This is a genomic window from Nocardia sp. alder85J, from assembly GCF_020176955.2.
Lineage (GTDB): Bacteria > Actinomycetota > Actinomycetes > Mycobacteriales > Mycobacteriaceae > Nocardia.
The window spans coordinates 16,718-32,054 of the sequence record NZ_JAIUCZ020000007.1; the positions used below are offsets into that span (position 1 = coordinate 16,718).

General features: G+C 66.7%; 15 protein-coding genes. 10 read left to right on the plus strand and 5 right to left on the minus strand.

Translation table 11 applies throughout. The annotated features are described in order from the left end of the window. Nucleotides 1-255: 255 nt before the first annotated feature. The 7 genes from mvk (at nucleotide 256) to LBW94_RS25830 (ending at nucleotide 8,828) form a co-directional block, all read left to right on the plus strand. Nucleotides 256-1,296 carry a mevalonate kinase gene (mvk, locus tag LBW94_RS25800; protein WP_225062358.1) on the plus strand — a complete coding sequence of 347 codons (1,041 nt, stop codon included), beginning with the start codon at nucleotides 256-258 and terminating at the stop codon, nucleotides 1,294-1,296. Further along, nucleotides 1,293-2,354, plus strand: a complete 1,062-nt coding sequence (gene mvaD, locus LBW94_RS25805) for a diphosphomevalonate decarboxylase (protein ID WP_225062357.1) — start codon at nucleotides 1,293-1,295, stop codon at nucleotides 2,352-2,354. Before mvk ends, mvaD begins: the two co-directional genes overlap by 4 nt. Then, nucleotides 2,351-3,448 carry a phosphomevalonate kinase gene (locus LBW94_RS25810; protein WP_225062356.1) on the plus strand — a complete coding sequence of 366 codons (1,098 nt, stop codon included), beginning with the start codon at nucleotides 2,351-2,353 and terminating at the stop codon, nucleotides 3,446-3,448. Before mvaD ends, LBW94_RS25810 begins: the two co-directional genes overlap by 4 nt. Beyond that, nucleotides 3,445-4,578 carry a type 2 isopentenyl-diphosphate Delta-isomerase gene (gene fni / locus LBW94_RS25815; RefSeq protein ID WP_225062355.1) on the plus strand — a complete coding sequence of 378 codons (1,134 nt, stop codon included), beginning with the start codon at nucleotides 3,445-3,447 and terminating at the stop codon, nucleotides 4,576-4,578. Before LBW94_RS25810 ends, fni begins: the two co-directional genes overlap by 4 nt. Continuing rightward, nucleotides 4,575-5,615, plus strand: coding sequence for a hydroxymethylglutaryl-CoA reductase (locus tag LBW94_RS25820; RefSeq protein WP_225062354.1), 1,041 nt, complete (start codon nucleotides 4,575-4,577; stop codon nucleotides 5,613-5,615). Before fni ends, LBW94_RS25820 begins: the two co-directional genes overlap by 4 nt. Nucleotides 5,616-5,631: 16 nt before the next feature. Continuing rightward, complete coding sequence (locus LBW94_RS25825; RefSeq protein ID WP_225062353.1) at nucleotides 5,632-6,885, plus strand: hydroxymethylglutaryl-CoA synthase; 1,254 nt, start codon at nucleotides 5,632-5,634, stop codon at nucleotides 6,883-6,885. Nucleotides 6,886-7,100: 215 nt separating this feature from the next. Beyond that, nucleotides 7,101-8,828, plus strand: coding sequence for a DUF3556 domain-containing protein (locus LBW94_RS25830; RefSeq protein ID WP_225062352.1), 1,728 nt, complete (start codon nucleotides 7,101-7,103; stop codon nucleotides 8,826-8,828). A gap of 163 nt (nucleotides 8,829-8,991) precedes the next feature. On the opposite strand, the gene LBW94_RS25835 is transcribed toward LBW94_RS25830, so the two are convergent. Beyond that, a complete protein-coding gene (locus LBW94_RS25835; protein WP_225062351.1) occupies nucleotides 8,992-9,210 on the minus strand; it encodes a hypothetical protein in 219 nt (72 codons plus the stop codon). Between the two features lie 54 nt (nucleotides 9,211-9,264). Between LBW94_RS25835 and LBW94_RS25840 the strand changes: the two genes are divergently transcribed. Then, complete coding sequence (locus LBW94_RS25840; RefSeq protein ID WP_225062350.1) at nucleotides 9,265-9,483, plus strand: VOC family protein; 219 nt, start codon at nucleotides 9,265-9,267, stop codon at nucleotides 9,481-9,483. 241 nt (nucleotides 9,484-9,724) lie between these two features. After that, nucleotides 9,725-11,095 (plus strand): 2OG-Fe(II) oxygenase, encoded by a 1,371-nt coding sequence (locus LBW94_RS25845; RefSeq protein ID WP_225062349.1) that lies wholly within the window; start codon nucleotides 9,725-9,727, stop codon nucleotides 11,093-11,095. Between the two features lie 24 nt (nucleotides 11,096-11,119). Here LBW94_RS25845 and LBW94_RS25850 read toward each other — a convergent pair whose 3' ends face one another. Beyond that, complete coding sequence (locus LBW94_RS25850; RefSeq protein ID WP_225062348.1) at nucleotides 11,120-11,353, minus strand: hypothetical protein; 234 nt, start codon at nucleotides 11,351-11,353, stop codon at nucleotides 11,120-11,122. A 13-nt stretch (nucleotides 11,354-11,366) separates the two neighbouring features. Then, a complete protein-coding gene (locus tag LBW94_RS25855) occupies nucleotides 11,367-12,371 on the minus strand; it encodes a sigma-70 family RNA polymerase sigma factor (RefSeq protein WP_225062347.1) in 1,005 nt (334 codons plus the stop codon). A 77-nt stretch (nucleotides 12,372-12,448) separates the two neighbouring features. Here LBW94_RS25855 and LBW94_RS25860 point away from each other — a divergent pair, with 77 nt between their 5' ends. Then, complete coding sequence (locus LBW94_RS25860) at nucleotides 12,449-13,633, plus strand: ISAs1 family transposase (RefSeq protein ID WP_266271868.1); 1,185 nt, start codon at nucleotides 12,449-12,451, stop codon at nucleotides 13,631-13,633. A 36-nt stretch (nucleotides 13,634-13,669) separates the two neighbouring features. On the opposite strand, the gene LBW94_RS25865 is transcribed toward LBW94_RS25860, so the two are convergent. Continuing rightward, on the minus strand, nucleotides 13,670-14,410 hold the full coding sequence (locus LBW94_RS25865) for a hypothetical protein (RefSeq protein ID WP_225054466.1): 741 nt from the start codon (nucleotides 14,408-14,410) through the stop codon (nucleotides 13,670-13,672). 65 nt (nucleotides 14,411-14,475) lie between these two features. Then, nucleotides 14,476-15,267, minus strand: coding sequence for an SDR family NAD(P)-dependent oxidoreductase (locus LBW94_RS25870; RefSeq protein ID WP_225054467.1), 792 nt, complete (start codon nucleotides 15,265-15,267; stop codon nucleotides 14,476-14,478). Nucleotides 15,268-15,337 lie beyond the last annotated feature (70 nt).

Here is a 15,337-nt window from a genome sequence, read left to right on the forward strand (position 1 = left end):
GATGGACACTTCAATTCGTAGGTATCTCGCGACAGAGCGGACGTCGGTGTCATGTAGATCCGAGATCGTACTCCTTGCCCGTTCATGCATCGAAGCTCTCGGCGCGACTACGGCGCGATATATTCGCATGCGATGAGCGTTATTTCCAATCAGGAGTGGTCGGCTATGGCGATATTCGGTGATCCGGCGATCCGGCAACACCAAATAGATGGCTTCGCTATCGGCGACCCACGAACCGTGAATCATTCCGGCGAGTTGTCGATTCGACGGAATCACGGCGGCCCGCATATTCCGAATTCCGGTGCGCTCGAACCGGATCAGGATGGCGAGGCGGGTACCGGCATCGGTCGCGCCCACGCGAAGGCGATTCTGATCGGTGAGCACACCGTGGTCTACGGGTTACCCGCGCTCGCTTTTCCGCTGCCCGATCTTGCCGTCGAGGCGGTCGCACGGCTCACCGCGACCACCGAGGTCTCGCGTGATCCCGTCGAATGGCGCACGCACGCCGGCGAGTACCGATTCATCTGCGGCCCGGATTCCGCTCTCGAACAATGCAGATCGGGTCCGATGGCGTCGCTGCTGACCGCGATGCACCGATGGCGATTCGAGACGAGCGCGGTCGAGGTGCGAATCCACAGCACGGTGCCGCCTGCGCGCGGATTGGGATTCAGTGCCGCCTGCGCTACCGCGGTTGTGCGCGCGCTGGCGGATCTGCTCGGCGCCCCTCTCGATGACAACTCGTTGTACGAGCTGGTCCAGGTCGGCGAGCGGATCGCCCACGGAAACGCCAGCGGCGTGGACGCCGCGGCCGTGGTGTCCCCGACGCCGATTCGGTTCGAGGCGGCCACGAGTCGGCCCCTGCACATCGAGCACGACCTCACTCTGGTCATCGCCGACTCCGGCGGCGCGGGCAGTACCGAGCAATCGGTGGCCCTGGTCCGATCAGTGCTGGGGCACAGTACTGATTCGGCCGGAAGGCACCTGACCCGGGCGGCCGCCATCATCGAAGCCGCACAGACGAGCTTGATGACCGGTCGGTTGTCCGAGCTGGGAGAACGCCTGACCGACTTTCAATCGCTGCTGAGCGAACTCGGTGTCAGTACCGCCGCGATCGATCGCATCGTGCACGCGGCGGTGGAAGCCGGTGCTCACGGCGCCAAACTCACCGGCGGCGGGCTGGGTGGATGCGTACTCGCCCTCACCGAGCCGGTTTGCGCCCAGCAGGTCGCCCTCGCCATGTCGGCGGCCGGCGCATCGGCGACCTGGACGGTATCGACGAAGGACTGGTTTCGATGAGTATCGACGCGACGGGCACCTTCACGGCCGCGCGCACCGACGAACAGCAGCCGCAAGGTACCGGACGTCACGTGACAGCGGTGGCGCATCCGAATATGGCCCTGGTCAAATACTGGGGAAAGCGCGATGAATCGCTGATCCTGCCGGTGGCCGGCAGTCTGTCCATGACCTTGGACATCTTCCCGACGTCCACCCAGGTGACGCTCACACCGGAGTCCGCGACCGATATCGTCATCCTCGACGGCGCACCCGCCGCTCCCGGGGCGGCCACGCGAGTGCGGGAATTCCTCGATCTCGTCCGTTCACTGGCCGGCCGGCACGACCGCGCGCTGGTCGAATCGCGCAACACGGTCCCGACCGGGGCCGGGCTGGCATCGTCGGCGAGCGGTTTCGCCGCTCTGGCGGCGGCTGCCGCCACGGCTTACGGTGTGCCGCTGGATCCGCGCGCTCTGTCCCGTTTGGCCCGACGCGGCTCGGGATCGGCATGCCGTTCGATATTCGGGGACTTCGCACAATGGCACGCCGGAACGGGATTCGGGGCACAAGGAGACGAGAGTTCCTTCGCCGAGCCGGTCGAGTCGGCACTCGATCCCGCGCTGGTGATCGCCGTCGTCGACACCGGCCCCAAGGCGGTGTCGAGCCGGGTCGCCATGCGAGAGTCGGCCGCGACGTCGGCGTTCTACCTGCCTTGGGTGTCGGCCAATGCTCAGGATCTCGAGCAGATGCGGCGCGCGCTCGCTGGTGGGGACCTCGAACGCGTCGGCTGGATTGCCGAACGGAACGCGCTGGGGATGCACGCGCTGCTGATGGTCGCCCGGCCGGCGGTTCGCTACCTGTCGCCGTATTCGGTTGCCGTGCTGGATCGAGTGGAGCGCCTGCGCAAGACCGGCACCACGGCTTATGCCACGATCGACGCCGGGCCGAATGTCGCTGTGCTGTGCGCGCGCGAGGACGCGGCGAAGGTCGTCGAGGCACTGCGCGAGCTCGGCGATTTCGTCACCACCCATATCGCTGGGCGTGGGCCGGGAGTAACCGTCTCGGTACAGGACAACTCATGATCACCCGTCGTGCGCCCGGAAAACTACTCATCGCAGGCGAGTACGCCGTTGTCCGGCCCGGTCATCCCGCCGTCGTCGTCGCGGTGGACCGGTTCGTCACCGTCACGGTGTCCGACACCGCCGCCGAGTCCACGATGACCTCGGATTCCAACGGCGGAACCCGGATTCGCTGTGGACGAACCGGCGACCGCCTCGTTCCCGCCGGTGATCGCGAGACAATTTCTTTCTTTTCCTATGCGCTCGCGGCAGTGCGGGTCGTGGAACAGCTCGTGGTCGAGAGCGGCCGACCGCCGCGGCACTTCGACATGCGTATTGCCGGCCGCGATCTCTCGGATGCCGATGGCCGCAAATTCGGCTTGGGTTCCAGTGGGGCGACGACAGTGGCGATCGTCGACGCGCTCGGCGCCTTCTACGGCCTGCGGCTCGAGGCGATGGACATATTCCGGCTCGCGATGCTCGCCACGCTCACGGTGAATCCACGTGCGTCGGGCGCCGATCTGGCCGCGGCAGTCTGGGGTGGATGGCTCGAATACCGTTCTCCCGAGCGGGCACGACTCGCCATCGCTCCCGGCGAACGAGATGTCACTGCCAAACTGCGCGCCGCCTGGCCGGGGCTCTCGGTGCGCCCGCTCCCGGCACCGAAGCAGTTGCGGTTGCTGATCGGATGGACCGGTGAGCCGCAGGCGACTACGGCACTCGTCGCCCGGATCGACGACGAGCAATGGGACACCCCCCTGTTCGCGGGTTTCCTGGCCGATTCCGACCTCTGCGTCACCGGCCTGATCGATGCGATCGAAGCAGACGACGTGATCAAGATCCAGCACCGAATCGGCCGGGCCCGCCGAATCCTCGAAGGACTCGACAGCGCCGCACACGTGGGAATCCGGACCCCCGTGCTCGACGCACTCTGCGCGGCGGCCGATCTGGTAGGGGCCGCTGCCAAGCCGTCGGGTGCCGGCGGCGGCGATTGCGGTATCGCGATCCTGGGCCGCGACTCGGACCGGCAGGCAACCGAATTGACCCGCCGCTGGCTGGCGGCCGACATCCGGCCCCTGGCGCTGAACATCCAATCGATCGAACGGGACACACCATGAGCAGTGCCGAGTCGATCGGCAGACGCAAGGACGACCACGTCCGCCACGCGGCCGACCAGCAACGCGAAGGGTTCGCGACGAGCGACTTCGATTGCGTGACATTCGTGCATCACGCTTTGGCGGGCATCGACCGCACGCAGGTGAATCTCGCCACGGAATTCGCCGGCGTGCCGTGGCCGACGCCGCTGTACATCAATGCGATGACCGGCGGCAGCGCGCACACCGGAGAGATCAATCGCGATCTGGCCATCGCCGCCCGCGAGACCGGTCTGGCCATCGCGTCCGGATCCATGAGCGCCTACCTGCGTGACGAGTCCGTCGCCGACACCTACCGTGTATTGCGGCGAGAGAATCCCCACGGGTTCGTGATGGCGAACGTGAACCCCAATGCGACCGTCGACCAGGCGCGGCGCGCGGTGGGCCTGCTCGAAGCGAATGCCTTGCAGATCCACCTCAACCCGGTCCAAGAGATCGTGATGCCCGAGGGCGACCGCGACTTCTCCCATTGGCCGCGGCAGATCGAGCGGATCGTCACGGGGGTGCGTGTCCCGGTAATCGTCAAGGAGGTCGGTTTCGGCCTCAGCCGGAAAACCGTCGAACTTCTGCGGGATATCGGCGTCACGGTGGCCGATGTCGGCGGTAGTGGCGGAACGGATTTCGCGCGGATCGAGAATAATCGGCGCGCCGGACGCGACCTCGGTTACCTGCAAGGATGGGGCCAGTCCACGGTCTGCTGCCTGCTGGCAACCGCTGATGTCACCGGCATCGACGTGGCGGCCTCGGGCGGGATCCGCACGCCTCTGGATATAGCTCGCTGCCTGGCCCTGGGCGCCACCGCCGCCGGGGTCGCCGGCCGCTTTCTGAAGATTCTCGTCGACGACGGCCTCGATCACCTGGTGGGCACGATTCGCGACTGGCTGGACCAACTGGCGTCGATCATGACCGTTCTCGGCGCACCCACCCCGGCCGCGCTGACCGCCTGCGATCTGCTCCTGACGGGCGATACCGAAACGTGGAGCCGGCTCCTGGGTATCGACACGCGCACATATGCGCACCGCAGCCTCCTCGCACGCACCGTCCCGCCGCTACCCCGGCAAACCGAACCCACCAGAGAACGGATCCCGCGATGAACGAGCCCGACTGCGCTCCGATCCCACTTGCCTGGGTAGGCCCCCTCCGCATCACCGGTAACGCCGTCGATGCCGAACTGGAGATCCCGCTCGCCACCTATGAGACGCCCTTGTGGCCATCGGTCGGCCGTGGGGCGCGGGTATCGAGAATGACCGAGAAAGGCATCGTCGCGACACTGATCGACGACAGGATGACCCGCTCGATTCTGCTGGAGGCCGACCACGCGGCCGCCGCGTTCGCCGCGCTCTCGCAGATCCGCGCTCGATTCGACACGTTGTGCGATGTCGTGGCATCCGGCAGCAACTACGCCAGGCTTATCGGCCTGCACCACCAGATCGCCGGCAACCTGCTGTTCCTGCGGTTCGAGTTCACCACCGGCGACGCCTCCGGACACAACATGGTGACTCAGGCCTCCGATCAGCTTCAGACATACATCCTGACGACCACTCCCGGTGTGCGCTACAGCTCGGTGTCCGGCAACTACTGCACCGACAAGAAGGCCACCGCCGTCAACGGGATTCTGGGGCGCGGCAAGAATGTCGTCGCGGAGATCCTGATCCCTCGCGAGGTGGTCTCGCAGCGACTGCACACCACAGCCGAGCAGATCACGACGCTCAATATCCGCAAGAACCTGATCGGTACGCTACTCGCGGGCGGAATCCGCTCCGCCAACGCGCACTACGCGAACATGTTGCTCGGGTTCTATCTCGCGACCGGCCAGGACGCGGCCAACATCGTCGAAGGGTCACAGGGCCTGACCCACGCGGAAAACCGCGACGGCGACCTGTACTTCTCCTGCACCCTGCCCAATTTGATCGTCGGCACCGTGGGCAACGGCAAACATCTGCCGTTCGTCGACGACGCTCTTCTCCGGCTCGGGTGCCGCGAACAGCGCCAGCCGGGTGAGAACGCGCGCAGGCTGGCCGCCCTGGCCGCGGCCACGGTTTTGTGTGGCGAGTTGTCGCTGCTCGCGGCGCAGACGAACCCGGGCGAACTGATGCGCGCACACACCCAGTTCGAACGCTCCACCCGCTGAACCGAATCGAGGCGATATGTCCACCCTACCCATAGGCATTCACGACCTGTCCTTTGCCACAACGCATTACGTCCTGGACCATGCGACGCTGGCCCGGCACCATGATGTCGAGATCGGCAAATACCACCACGGCATCGGACAGGAGTCGATGAGCGTCCCCGCGGCGGACGAGGACATCGTCACTCTGGCCGCGGCCGCGGCCGCGCCGGTACTGGACCGCCACGGCACAGCGAATCTGCGGACCTTGTTGCTGGCCACCGAAACCGGCGTCGATCAGTCCAAGGCAGCGGGTTTGTATCTCCACTCGCTCCTCGACCTGCCCAGCACGATGCGGGTCGTCGAGCTCAAACAGGCCTGCTACGCGGCCACCGCCGCACTGCAACTCGGAACAGCGCTCATCGCTCGCGATCCCCGCCAGCAGGTCCTGGTGATCGCCACCGATATCGCGAAGTACGATCTGGACTCGGCGGCCGAGGCGACCCAGGGTGCGGCCGCCGTCGCGATACTGCTGTCCGCCGAGCCCGCGATCGCCGAGCTCGATCCGATATCGGGTATCCATTCCACCGACGTCATGGATTTCTGGCGGCCCAATTACCGCACCACTCCTGTGGTTGACGGCAAACTCTCCATCGGCGCATACCTGACGGCAGCCGAGGGAGCATGGACTGACTACCGCCGGCGCGGCGGACGCGCGTTCGACGACTTCGCCGCGTTCTGCTACCACCAGCCATTCACCAAAATGGCCTACAAAGCCCACCACCACCTGCTGAAAGCCGAGGGCCGCACGCCCGAACCGGCCGAGGTCGACGCCTTACTCGGTGCCACGACGCAATACAATCGGCTGATCGGCAATACATACACCGCCTCGGTGTACCTCGCGCTTGCCTCTCTGCTCGACCATTCCGACGACCTCACCGGCGCTCCGATCGCGCTGCTGAGTTACGGTTCCGGTTCTGTCGCCGAATTCTTTTCGGCCGTGCCGGTGAGCGGATACCGCGACGCACTGCGGACTGTCGCCCACCACGATGCCCTCGCTGCCCGTAAGCCTGTCGACTACAACCACTATCGCGCACTGCACAGTGCTTCCCCGCCGGCAGATGGGGGATATCACACGACCGCCGAGGAGACCGCGGCCCCGTATCGGCTGGCGGCCGTCAACGGCCATGTCCGCGTGTACGACCACAGCGGCAGCCGTACTCGTCCCCAGCTCGCGGGCGGGGGTGGCGAGCGGGTCGCGGCACTGGTACCGACAGATTTCAGCGCTGAGTAAGGCCGACGGCGAGTCACAGCCGGACCAGGCCACTGCCGTGAACATCAGGCCGAGCTGATCAGTGTGGTCTTGCACCGAGCTGACATGCGGCGGAATCGATTTCCCCGCAGGATCATTCGCAATGGCCGCCGTCCGGGTCCCGCAACCCGGTCCATGCGATCGACATGGCCGTACTGCGCATCTGCCCCGCCCGATCCGGGAAGTAGGCTGCGCCCGTGGGATTCCTGGCTCCGGACCTTCCGGACATCGACGAAACACGCTGGCGGTCGCTGCCGCGCGCCGAGCGCATGCGCATCATGTCGGTGCACTGGGCCGAATACGGTTTCGGCACTCCGTGGGGTGTGCTGCCGTTGTATCTGCTCAAATGCGTTGTCTACGTGGCCGGAGCCGCCGTGGTGATCGGACTGACGGCCGGCTTCGGTGGGGTCGGGCACCTCACGCAGTGGTGGACTCGGCCGGTGGCTTATCAGAAGCTGATCGTGTGGACCCTGTTGTGGGAGCTGGTCGGGCTCGGGTGTGGGTCCGGGCCACTGACCATGCGGTTTCTGCCGCCGATCGGCGGCATCCTGTACTTCCTGCGTCCCGGCACGATTCGGCTGCCACCGTGGCCGCGGCGGGTGCCGTGCACTCGAGGCGATCGCCGCACTGTAGTTGATGTGGCCTTGTACGCGGTCGTGCTGGCGTCGGGGGTTGGGGCGCTGGCGGGCCGGGTGACCGCGGCCGGGGTTCTCGACGCGCGGACGGTGATCCCGCTGCTGGTTGCGCTGGCGCTGCTGGGGTTGCGCGACAAGACGGTATTTCTCGCGGCGCGCGCCGAGCATTACGGCCTGGCGGTGCTGGTGTTCTTCTTCTCTCCTGCCGATCAGATCATCGGCTGGAAGCTGATCATGCTGGCCCTGTGGTGGGGGGCGGCCACGTCCAAGCTCAACCGCCATTTCCCGTTCGTGGTGTCGGTGATGATGAGCAACAGTCCGATGATGCGGTGGCGGTGGCTCAAACGCACGATGTATCGGGACTTTCCGCGGGATCTGCGGGCCTCCCGGATACCGTTCGGGCTGGCGCACTTCGGCACGGTGGTCGAGTACACGGTTCCGGCGTATCTCGTATTCTTCTGCCACGGTGGCACTTCGACGTGGATCGCGGTCATCGTGATGATGGTCTTCCATCTGCACATCCTGTCGACGATGCCGGTCGGGGTGCCGCTGGAGTGGAACGTCTTCTTCGTCATCAGCATCCCGTGGCTGTTCGGGCATTACGCCGGCGTGGAGGTTTTCGATCTGCGGTCGCCGTTGCTCGGGATCGTGCTGCTGGTCGCGCTTTTCGTGGTCCCGGCGGTGGGTAACGTGAAGCCGGAATGGATTTCGTTTCTGCCGTCGATGCGGTATTACGCGGGCAACTGGGCCAGCAGTGTCTGGCTGTTCCGCGGCGATGCCGAGGAGCGGATCGAGGCCGCGCTCACGGCGAGTTCCGGATCGGCGACCACGCAGCTCACGGCGCTGTACGGGGCGCACGAGATGGACATGATCATCGCCAAGGGCATGGCCTGGCGGGCGATGCATCCGCATGGTCGCGCGCTCAATACGCTCATCGAGCGCGCCGTCGACAATCTCGACGACTATGCCGTGCGGGACGGGGAAACTGTCGCCGGTCATGCGGTGGGCTGGAATTTCGGTGAGGGGCATCTGCACAACGAGCAACTGCTCGCCGCCCTGCAACGCCGCTGCGCATTCGAGCCCGGCGAGCTACGGGTGATCGTCCTCGAGGCGCAACCTCTTCACCGGCAGCGCCAGCACTACCGGATCGTCGATGCGGCAACCGGTCTCGCTGAGGAAGGCTTCGTGCGCGTGGCGGATATGATCGCCCGCCAGCCGTGGCCCGACCCGGCCGATCCGGTTCCGGTGCAGCCGATCGGCGGGGGTGCGGCGCCCGTTCGGGTGAGTTGACCTCCATGACCATGACGCCCACCCAAAAATGGGACGGCCCTTCTCCCCCGCACTTCTCGGCCGGTCGCCGGTGCACCGTCGTCCGAATACGCTGAGCCCCACGATGGTTGCGTTCGTGAGGTGGAGCGGGCGTTCGCTGTCCGCCGCGTCCTCGAATGCGCCGTCAACTCCCGCCACCGGTCGTCACCGCGTTGTTGACCGGGCAGTGGCCTTCGCTCCGCCCGCATGCGGCGAAGTCGCAGAGGCGGCACAGCCACGGTTGCGGACGGTCGCCGGCGCGGGCCGAGCGTTCCTTGCTCCTGGCCCGGGTCACCGTGGTCAGCATCGTGTCCAGCGCTGCCGCGAGAGTGTCGACCTCGTCGGGGGACAACGCGGACAGCACGCTCGCCAGTGACTGCTCGCGCGTGCGGAGTATCCGCTCGGCCGTGCTGCGGCCGTGCCCGGTCAGGACGAGGGAGACGGCCCGGCCGTCCTGCGCTCCGACGCGCTCGACGAGACCTTCGGCGACGAGGCGGTCGACGAGGCGGACCGTGCCCGAGTGTCGATCGGAGCCGGCCGGCCCGACTTCCAGCCCGGCGCCGACCGCTGGCGAGTGCTGCTCGATCCCGACGGCCGGCCGTTCTGCCTGAGTCCCCGGCCTGCGGCCACACCGTAGCGGCCGCGGGACGACCCGCTCGTGCTCGAACCAACCGGATCAACCACACCATCCGGGAGCAGGCCGGCAAGACCTGGTGAAGGCCCGGCCGATCCCGCGCGACTTCCGGCAGGCCCCGCCCCGGGCTCCCACCCTCGGCGGGGTCCTGCCTGTTACCGCACATGGGAGGCAGACCCTCGCGGGGCTGCCGCCGCCTCTGCGAGGATGCTGCGATGCCGCACGGCGAGCATGGGAGACGGCGATGACGGACGAGACTCTGCGGGCCATCGGCGAGTTCCTGAGGTCGGTGCCGCCGCCGGGGTCCTTCGTCGCCCGCCGTACCGCATCGGCCGCGGACCTGGCGATCGAGGTGGAAGGGATCGGCCGGCTCCGGCTTCCGGTGCCGATGGCGCAGGCGCGGCAACTACGCGATACCGCCCGCCCGGCCCGCTACGGCATGGGGGCGAAGACGCTGCTCGATCCGAGCGTGCGCGATACCGGGGAGATTCCCCTCGCACTGGTCACCGTGGACCAGGACCGCTGGCACCGCGCGTTGGCGCCGATTCTGGAGGCGCTGCGGTTCGATCTGGGGCTACCGCCGGATTGCGAGCTCTCGGCCGAATTGCATTCGATGCTCGTCTACGGACCGCGTCAATTCTTCCGGCGGCACCAGGATTCGGAGAAGTCCGACGGCATGATCGCCACTCTGGTGGTGACGCTGCCGTCGTTTTTCGAGGGCGGGGAACTGGTGGTCGAACATCGCGGGGAGCAGGTGGTCGACCGAGGGGCGCCCGGCAGGCTCGGCCTCGTCGCGTTCTACACCGACTGCGAGCACGAGGTGCGGCCGGTGCAGCTGGGCCATCGAATCTCGCTGACCTACAACCTGATTGCCGGTCCGCGCGCCGTCCCTACCGCTGCTCCCGGCGCACCGGACCCGGCCGTCGCGGCGCTGGCCGAGCACCTGCGCGAGCACTTCACCACACCGATACCGGATGGTCACCGGGGGCAGTACCGACCGGAAGGTCCGGAACTCGAGCGGCCGGACCAGCTCGTCTGCCTACTGGATCATCAGTATTCCCAACGAGGATTCGGGTGGGATCAGCTCAAGGGGGCCGACGCGGCCCGCGTCGAGGTGCTCGTGGCCGCCGCCGACAGCGCCGGCTACGGCACGGTCCTGGCCCTGGCCGAGGTACAGGATTACCACAGCAGCGACGACCTCGCGGACGAGTTCTGGATGTGCGGCCGGCGACGGCGCTGGGAACTCGTCGACGGCAACTGGGAACTCGTGGTCGACGACTGGGAGCCCAACGAGATGCTGGACGAACCGCAGGAAGAGGAACGGACCGAGGGTTCCCTGCCCATCGATCATCCCGATCGGATGACACCGGCGGAACTGGGCAGGCCGCACCGCGCGGATACCAGGTTGACGTGGTGGATCGACCGAGCGGGAGCGGTCACGGGGCCGGTGGCCCGAACGGTCTCTCGCAGCGAGATATGCGTCGATACCACGGAATTCGAGATGGAGCCGTTCGCTGTCGAATCCGAGGGATTCACCGGCAACGAGGGCAATACGGTGGATCGCTGGTATCGGCGCGCGGCCGTCGTCGTGCGGCCGGGGAGCGGACCCGCCTGACCCCGCCGGCCCGGCGGTTGTCCATCAGTGGCGGTTGCGGCAATGACGCACACCGCACAGATCGGCGGCGATACCGAACAGCCGGACGCGTTCGGATCGCCGATCATGTGGATCGTCTCGGAATTCCAGTGCGCGCTGGTGGATCTGCCGCATCACGCGCTCGGCGGCGTCGGCCGAACCGAGCATGAGGTAGCAGAACAGCCGTAACTGCCTGTCGAGTTCGTCGCCGCACATATTCGGCTCTTCCGGTTCGGACATGCCGCGGCAGTGTCTAAAGCCCGAACAGTGGAAACAGTCCTGCGCCGTGAAATGCGACGATGCGGCCGATCCCGTTGGTTGTGGATGTCAGAACGTGCAGTGCATGGGGCCGGAGCACGCCTTCGCCGTCGAGGGCGTAGACCGCGAAGGCGGGCTGTCCGTTGGCGGAGGTGGCGACCATTGTGGCTGGTCCGATCACTCGCATTTGTTCGGCGAGGAAGGCGAGGATGGTGTCGCGGCCTTCGAACCAGGTCGCGATCGGCGGCATTTCCCATCTCGCGTCCTGGGTCAAGACCGCGACGAGTTCATCGACGTTCGCGGTTTCGAAGGCGGCGACGTATCGGTCGAGCAGGGCCCGCTGCTGTGGTTCGGCGGGTTCGGTCAGATTGTCCTGACTGAGTGGCACCTGGGTGCGGGCGCGTTGGAGCGCACTGTTGACGGCCGCTGTCGTCATCCCCAGTAGTTGCGCCACCTCGGCGGTACTCCATTGCAGCACGTCGCGGAGGATCAGCACGGCCCGTTGCCGCGGCGGCAGCTGCTGGAACGCTCCCACCAGCGCCAGCCGCATGGTCTGTCGTTCCACCACGACCGTCGCCGGATCGGCCGGTGCCGCGGTGAACAGAAAATCCGGTATCGGCTGGAGCCACGGCACCTCCCGGAGCGGCCCGTGCAGGAGCGCGCCCGGATCGGATTGGGGGGCACCGAGATCCGCGGGCAGCGGCCGGCGTCTGCTCTTCTCCAGCGCCTTGAGGCACGCCCGGGTCGCGATGCGGTACAGCCAGGTGCGCAGGGACGACCGTCCCTCGAACCTGTCGTAGGCACGCCAGGCGTCGAGGTAGACCTCCTGTACCACCTCTTCGGCGTCGTCGACCGACCCGAGCATGCGGTAGCAGTAGGCCAGCAGCTCGCGCCGGAAAGGTTCGCTCAGCCTTCCGAATTCGTCGTCCCCGGCCTTGCAGGGCCTCGGCGTAGTCGGGTACCGATCCGCTGATCTGGGGAAACTGGTTGCGTGACACACGGTTTGAGATGCTGGGCGGACACGAGTGACTCGAGGAAGATGAAGGTTCCTACGCCTGACATCACTCTCGGAGACCCGTGCCCGCCGTACAAGTATGCCCTGCCGCGCCCACCACGATCGAGCTGGACAACGTTCCGCTCGAACAGGATCCGGCCAACGCTGCCGGCAGTTTGCTCGATGTCCTCCGACAGGTCCCCGATCCCCGCGACGCCCGCGGCCGCCGCTACGACCTGACCTCGGTCCTGCTGCTCGCTCTGGCCGCTACCGCCGCCGGCGCTCGCTCGTTCACCGCGATCGGCGAGTGGGCTGCCGACGCGTCCACCGCGGTGTCGGCCCGGCTCGGGTTCACCCGTCGCGCGCCGAGCGAGTCCGCGATCCGGCGGTTGCTGCAGCGCCTGGACACCGACCAGCTCGACCAGCTGATCGGCGCGTGGATGTGGTTGCGGGTCAGCGTGATCGGCGGCGCGAAAGTCATCTCCTTCGACGGGAAAGCCCTGCGTGGTGCCCGTGACGCCGCCGGGCATCTGACCTATCTGTTGTCGGGGATCTGCCAGGCCACCGGCGTGGTCGTGGCGCAGGTCGCGGTAGCGGACAAGACCAGCGAGGTGCCGATGCTGCGGAAGCTGTTGTCCGCGTTGAACATCGCCGGATGCGTCATCACCGCTGATGCCGCCCATACCTGCCGTGAGACGGCGCATTCGATCGTCGAAGCGGGCGCCCACTACATCCTCTGCGTGAAGGGAAATCAGCCCAACCTGCGTAAACAGTTGAAGCAGCTGCCGTGGGACGACGTGCCGGTGCTCGACAAGTCGACCGGCAAGCCCGCGCACGGCCGCCGGGAGACCCGCACGGTGAAAGCGACCGGGATCGCGTCGGGGATCGGATTCCCCGGTGCGGCACAGGTTCTGCGGATCCACCGCACTCGCACCGTGATGTCGAAGCATCGAAAGATGCGGCGCCAGACCCGGGAGACGGTGTTCGTGGTGACGAGCCTGACCGTCGGTGACGCCGCTCATCACGTGATCGCCGACTATTTGCGGCGGCACTGGTCGATCGAGAACCGAGTGCATCACGTCAGGGACGTGACGTTCGACGAGGACCGGCACCAGGCCCGCACCGGTGCCGCCGGGCATGTCATGGCGATCCTGCGGAACACGACGATGTCGCTGCTGCGGCTGGCCGGACACCGCCACGTCGCGCCGGCGTTGCGGTACTACGGCCGGGACTACAACAGGCCGGTGGAATTACTGCTGGCCTGCTGAAACCCGACTACGCCGAGGCCCTGCCCGGCCTTGGGCTCAGTCATGGAGTGCATGATCCGCCGATGCTCCGGGGACGACGGTGATCTCGGCCATGTCGATGCCGACGAAAAGGATCTGCTGATCGCCCATCGGGGCCCAGGCACGTCGCGTGGCGGGAATGATGCTGCCGTCGACGTCGCGGTAATCGGTGGCGTAGAGCTGGGACTCGACGGTCCGGCCGACGATGTCGATGGTGAAATCGTGGCGGCGCAGCAGCCCGTCCGGGCCGAAGCAGAACACCTGCGTGCGGGTGTGGCTCTTGATGTGGTCGGGGAAAGTCACTTTCAGCCGGCGCCATGTTTCACCGTCGGCTTCGATCGGGGCGATCTCCTCGGAAACGAACCCCGGCCAGGTGAACAGGAACGGGGTGTTCAGGTATGTCCAGAGTGCCTCCCCGGTGAAATAGGCGAGATGCAGGTCGTCCCAGGGAGTTTCGAACCGGTGGCCGTCGAACGACCGCTCCGGTGCGTCGCGCGTGCCGACCACGGTGCCGATCGGCTGTTGCAGTACGACCCGGTCGGGTTCGAAGACCGACCGGCGGTCCTGGCCGACGAAGTCCATGGTCAGCCACTGCTTCGTGGTGTCCACCTCGAAGCGGACCTTGCTCAGCGCGTCGCTGTGTCCTTTGATCTGCCAGAAGGCCCCGGTGATGGCCGCGTCGACGGTGATCGTGTGAATCCGGTTCCACCGATCCAGGCCGCCGTGCGCGGCGACAGCGGTCGCGAGTAGATCGTTCACTGCTCTTACTCCTCCATTGACGGTGCCCGGCCACCGACGGGGTGTGCGGTGGTCGGGCGGGGTGGTCAGTCGACGATGATTCCGCCGGTCAGGTTGGCAACGGCGCCGGTCATCGCCGATGCCCGGTCGGAGGCGAGGAATACCGCCGCCTGCGTGAGTTCGGCCCGTGCGGTCAGGCGTTTGCGGTGAGTCATCCCGCCCGCCATCTCGATCATCTGATCCTTCGTGATGCCGATGGCATTCGCGTGCAACTCGTACACGGTGTGGATGACCAGTGTCTCCACCATGCCCGTGGTGCGCAGACAGATCGTGCGAACGCCGTGCTGTGCCCATTCGGCCGACAGCGCCCGGTTGAGACCTTCCATCGCCGCCCAGCCGACGCTCATACCACCCACCAGCGGCATGGGCAGGCGGGCCGGTTCGGGAGTGTGCATCATGATCACTCCCGAACGTCGGGCGATCATATGCCGGGCGGCGGATTTCGCAGTCACGAAATGAGCCCGGGTATACGTCTCGACCGGGCGCAGGAAATCCTGGACCGGCAGGTCGGCGAGCGGAATTCCCTGCAATCCCACCGGCGAGAGTCCGATCGCGTTGAACGACACGTCGATGCTGCCCGCGTCGGCGACGACCGCGGCCAAGTGCTCGGTCACCGCTTTCTCGTCCCCGGCATCCACCACAGCGGTCTCGGCCGCGCCGCCCGCGGCCGTGATCTCTTTCGCGACCGTGTCGACGGCGTCGCGATTGCGGCCGGTCAGGAACACCCTGGCACCCTCGTCGGCGAAGGCGCGAGCGACCGCGCTGCCGACCGCTCCCGCTGCGCCGTAGACGACGACATTCTTGCTTTCCAGCAACATGACCTTCTCTTTTCGTTGTTCACGCCGGCGCGTGAAGACCGTGGCCGTCGATCCGATACACCCGGTGCTC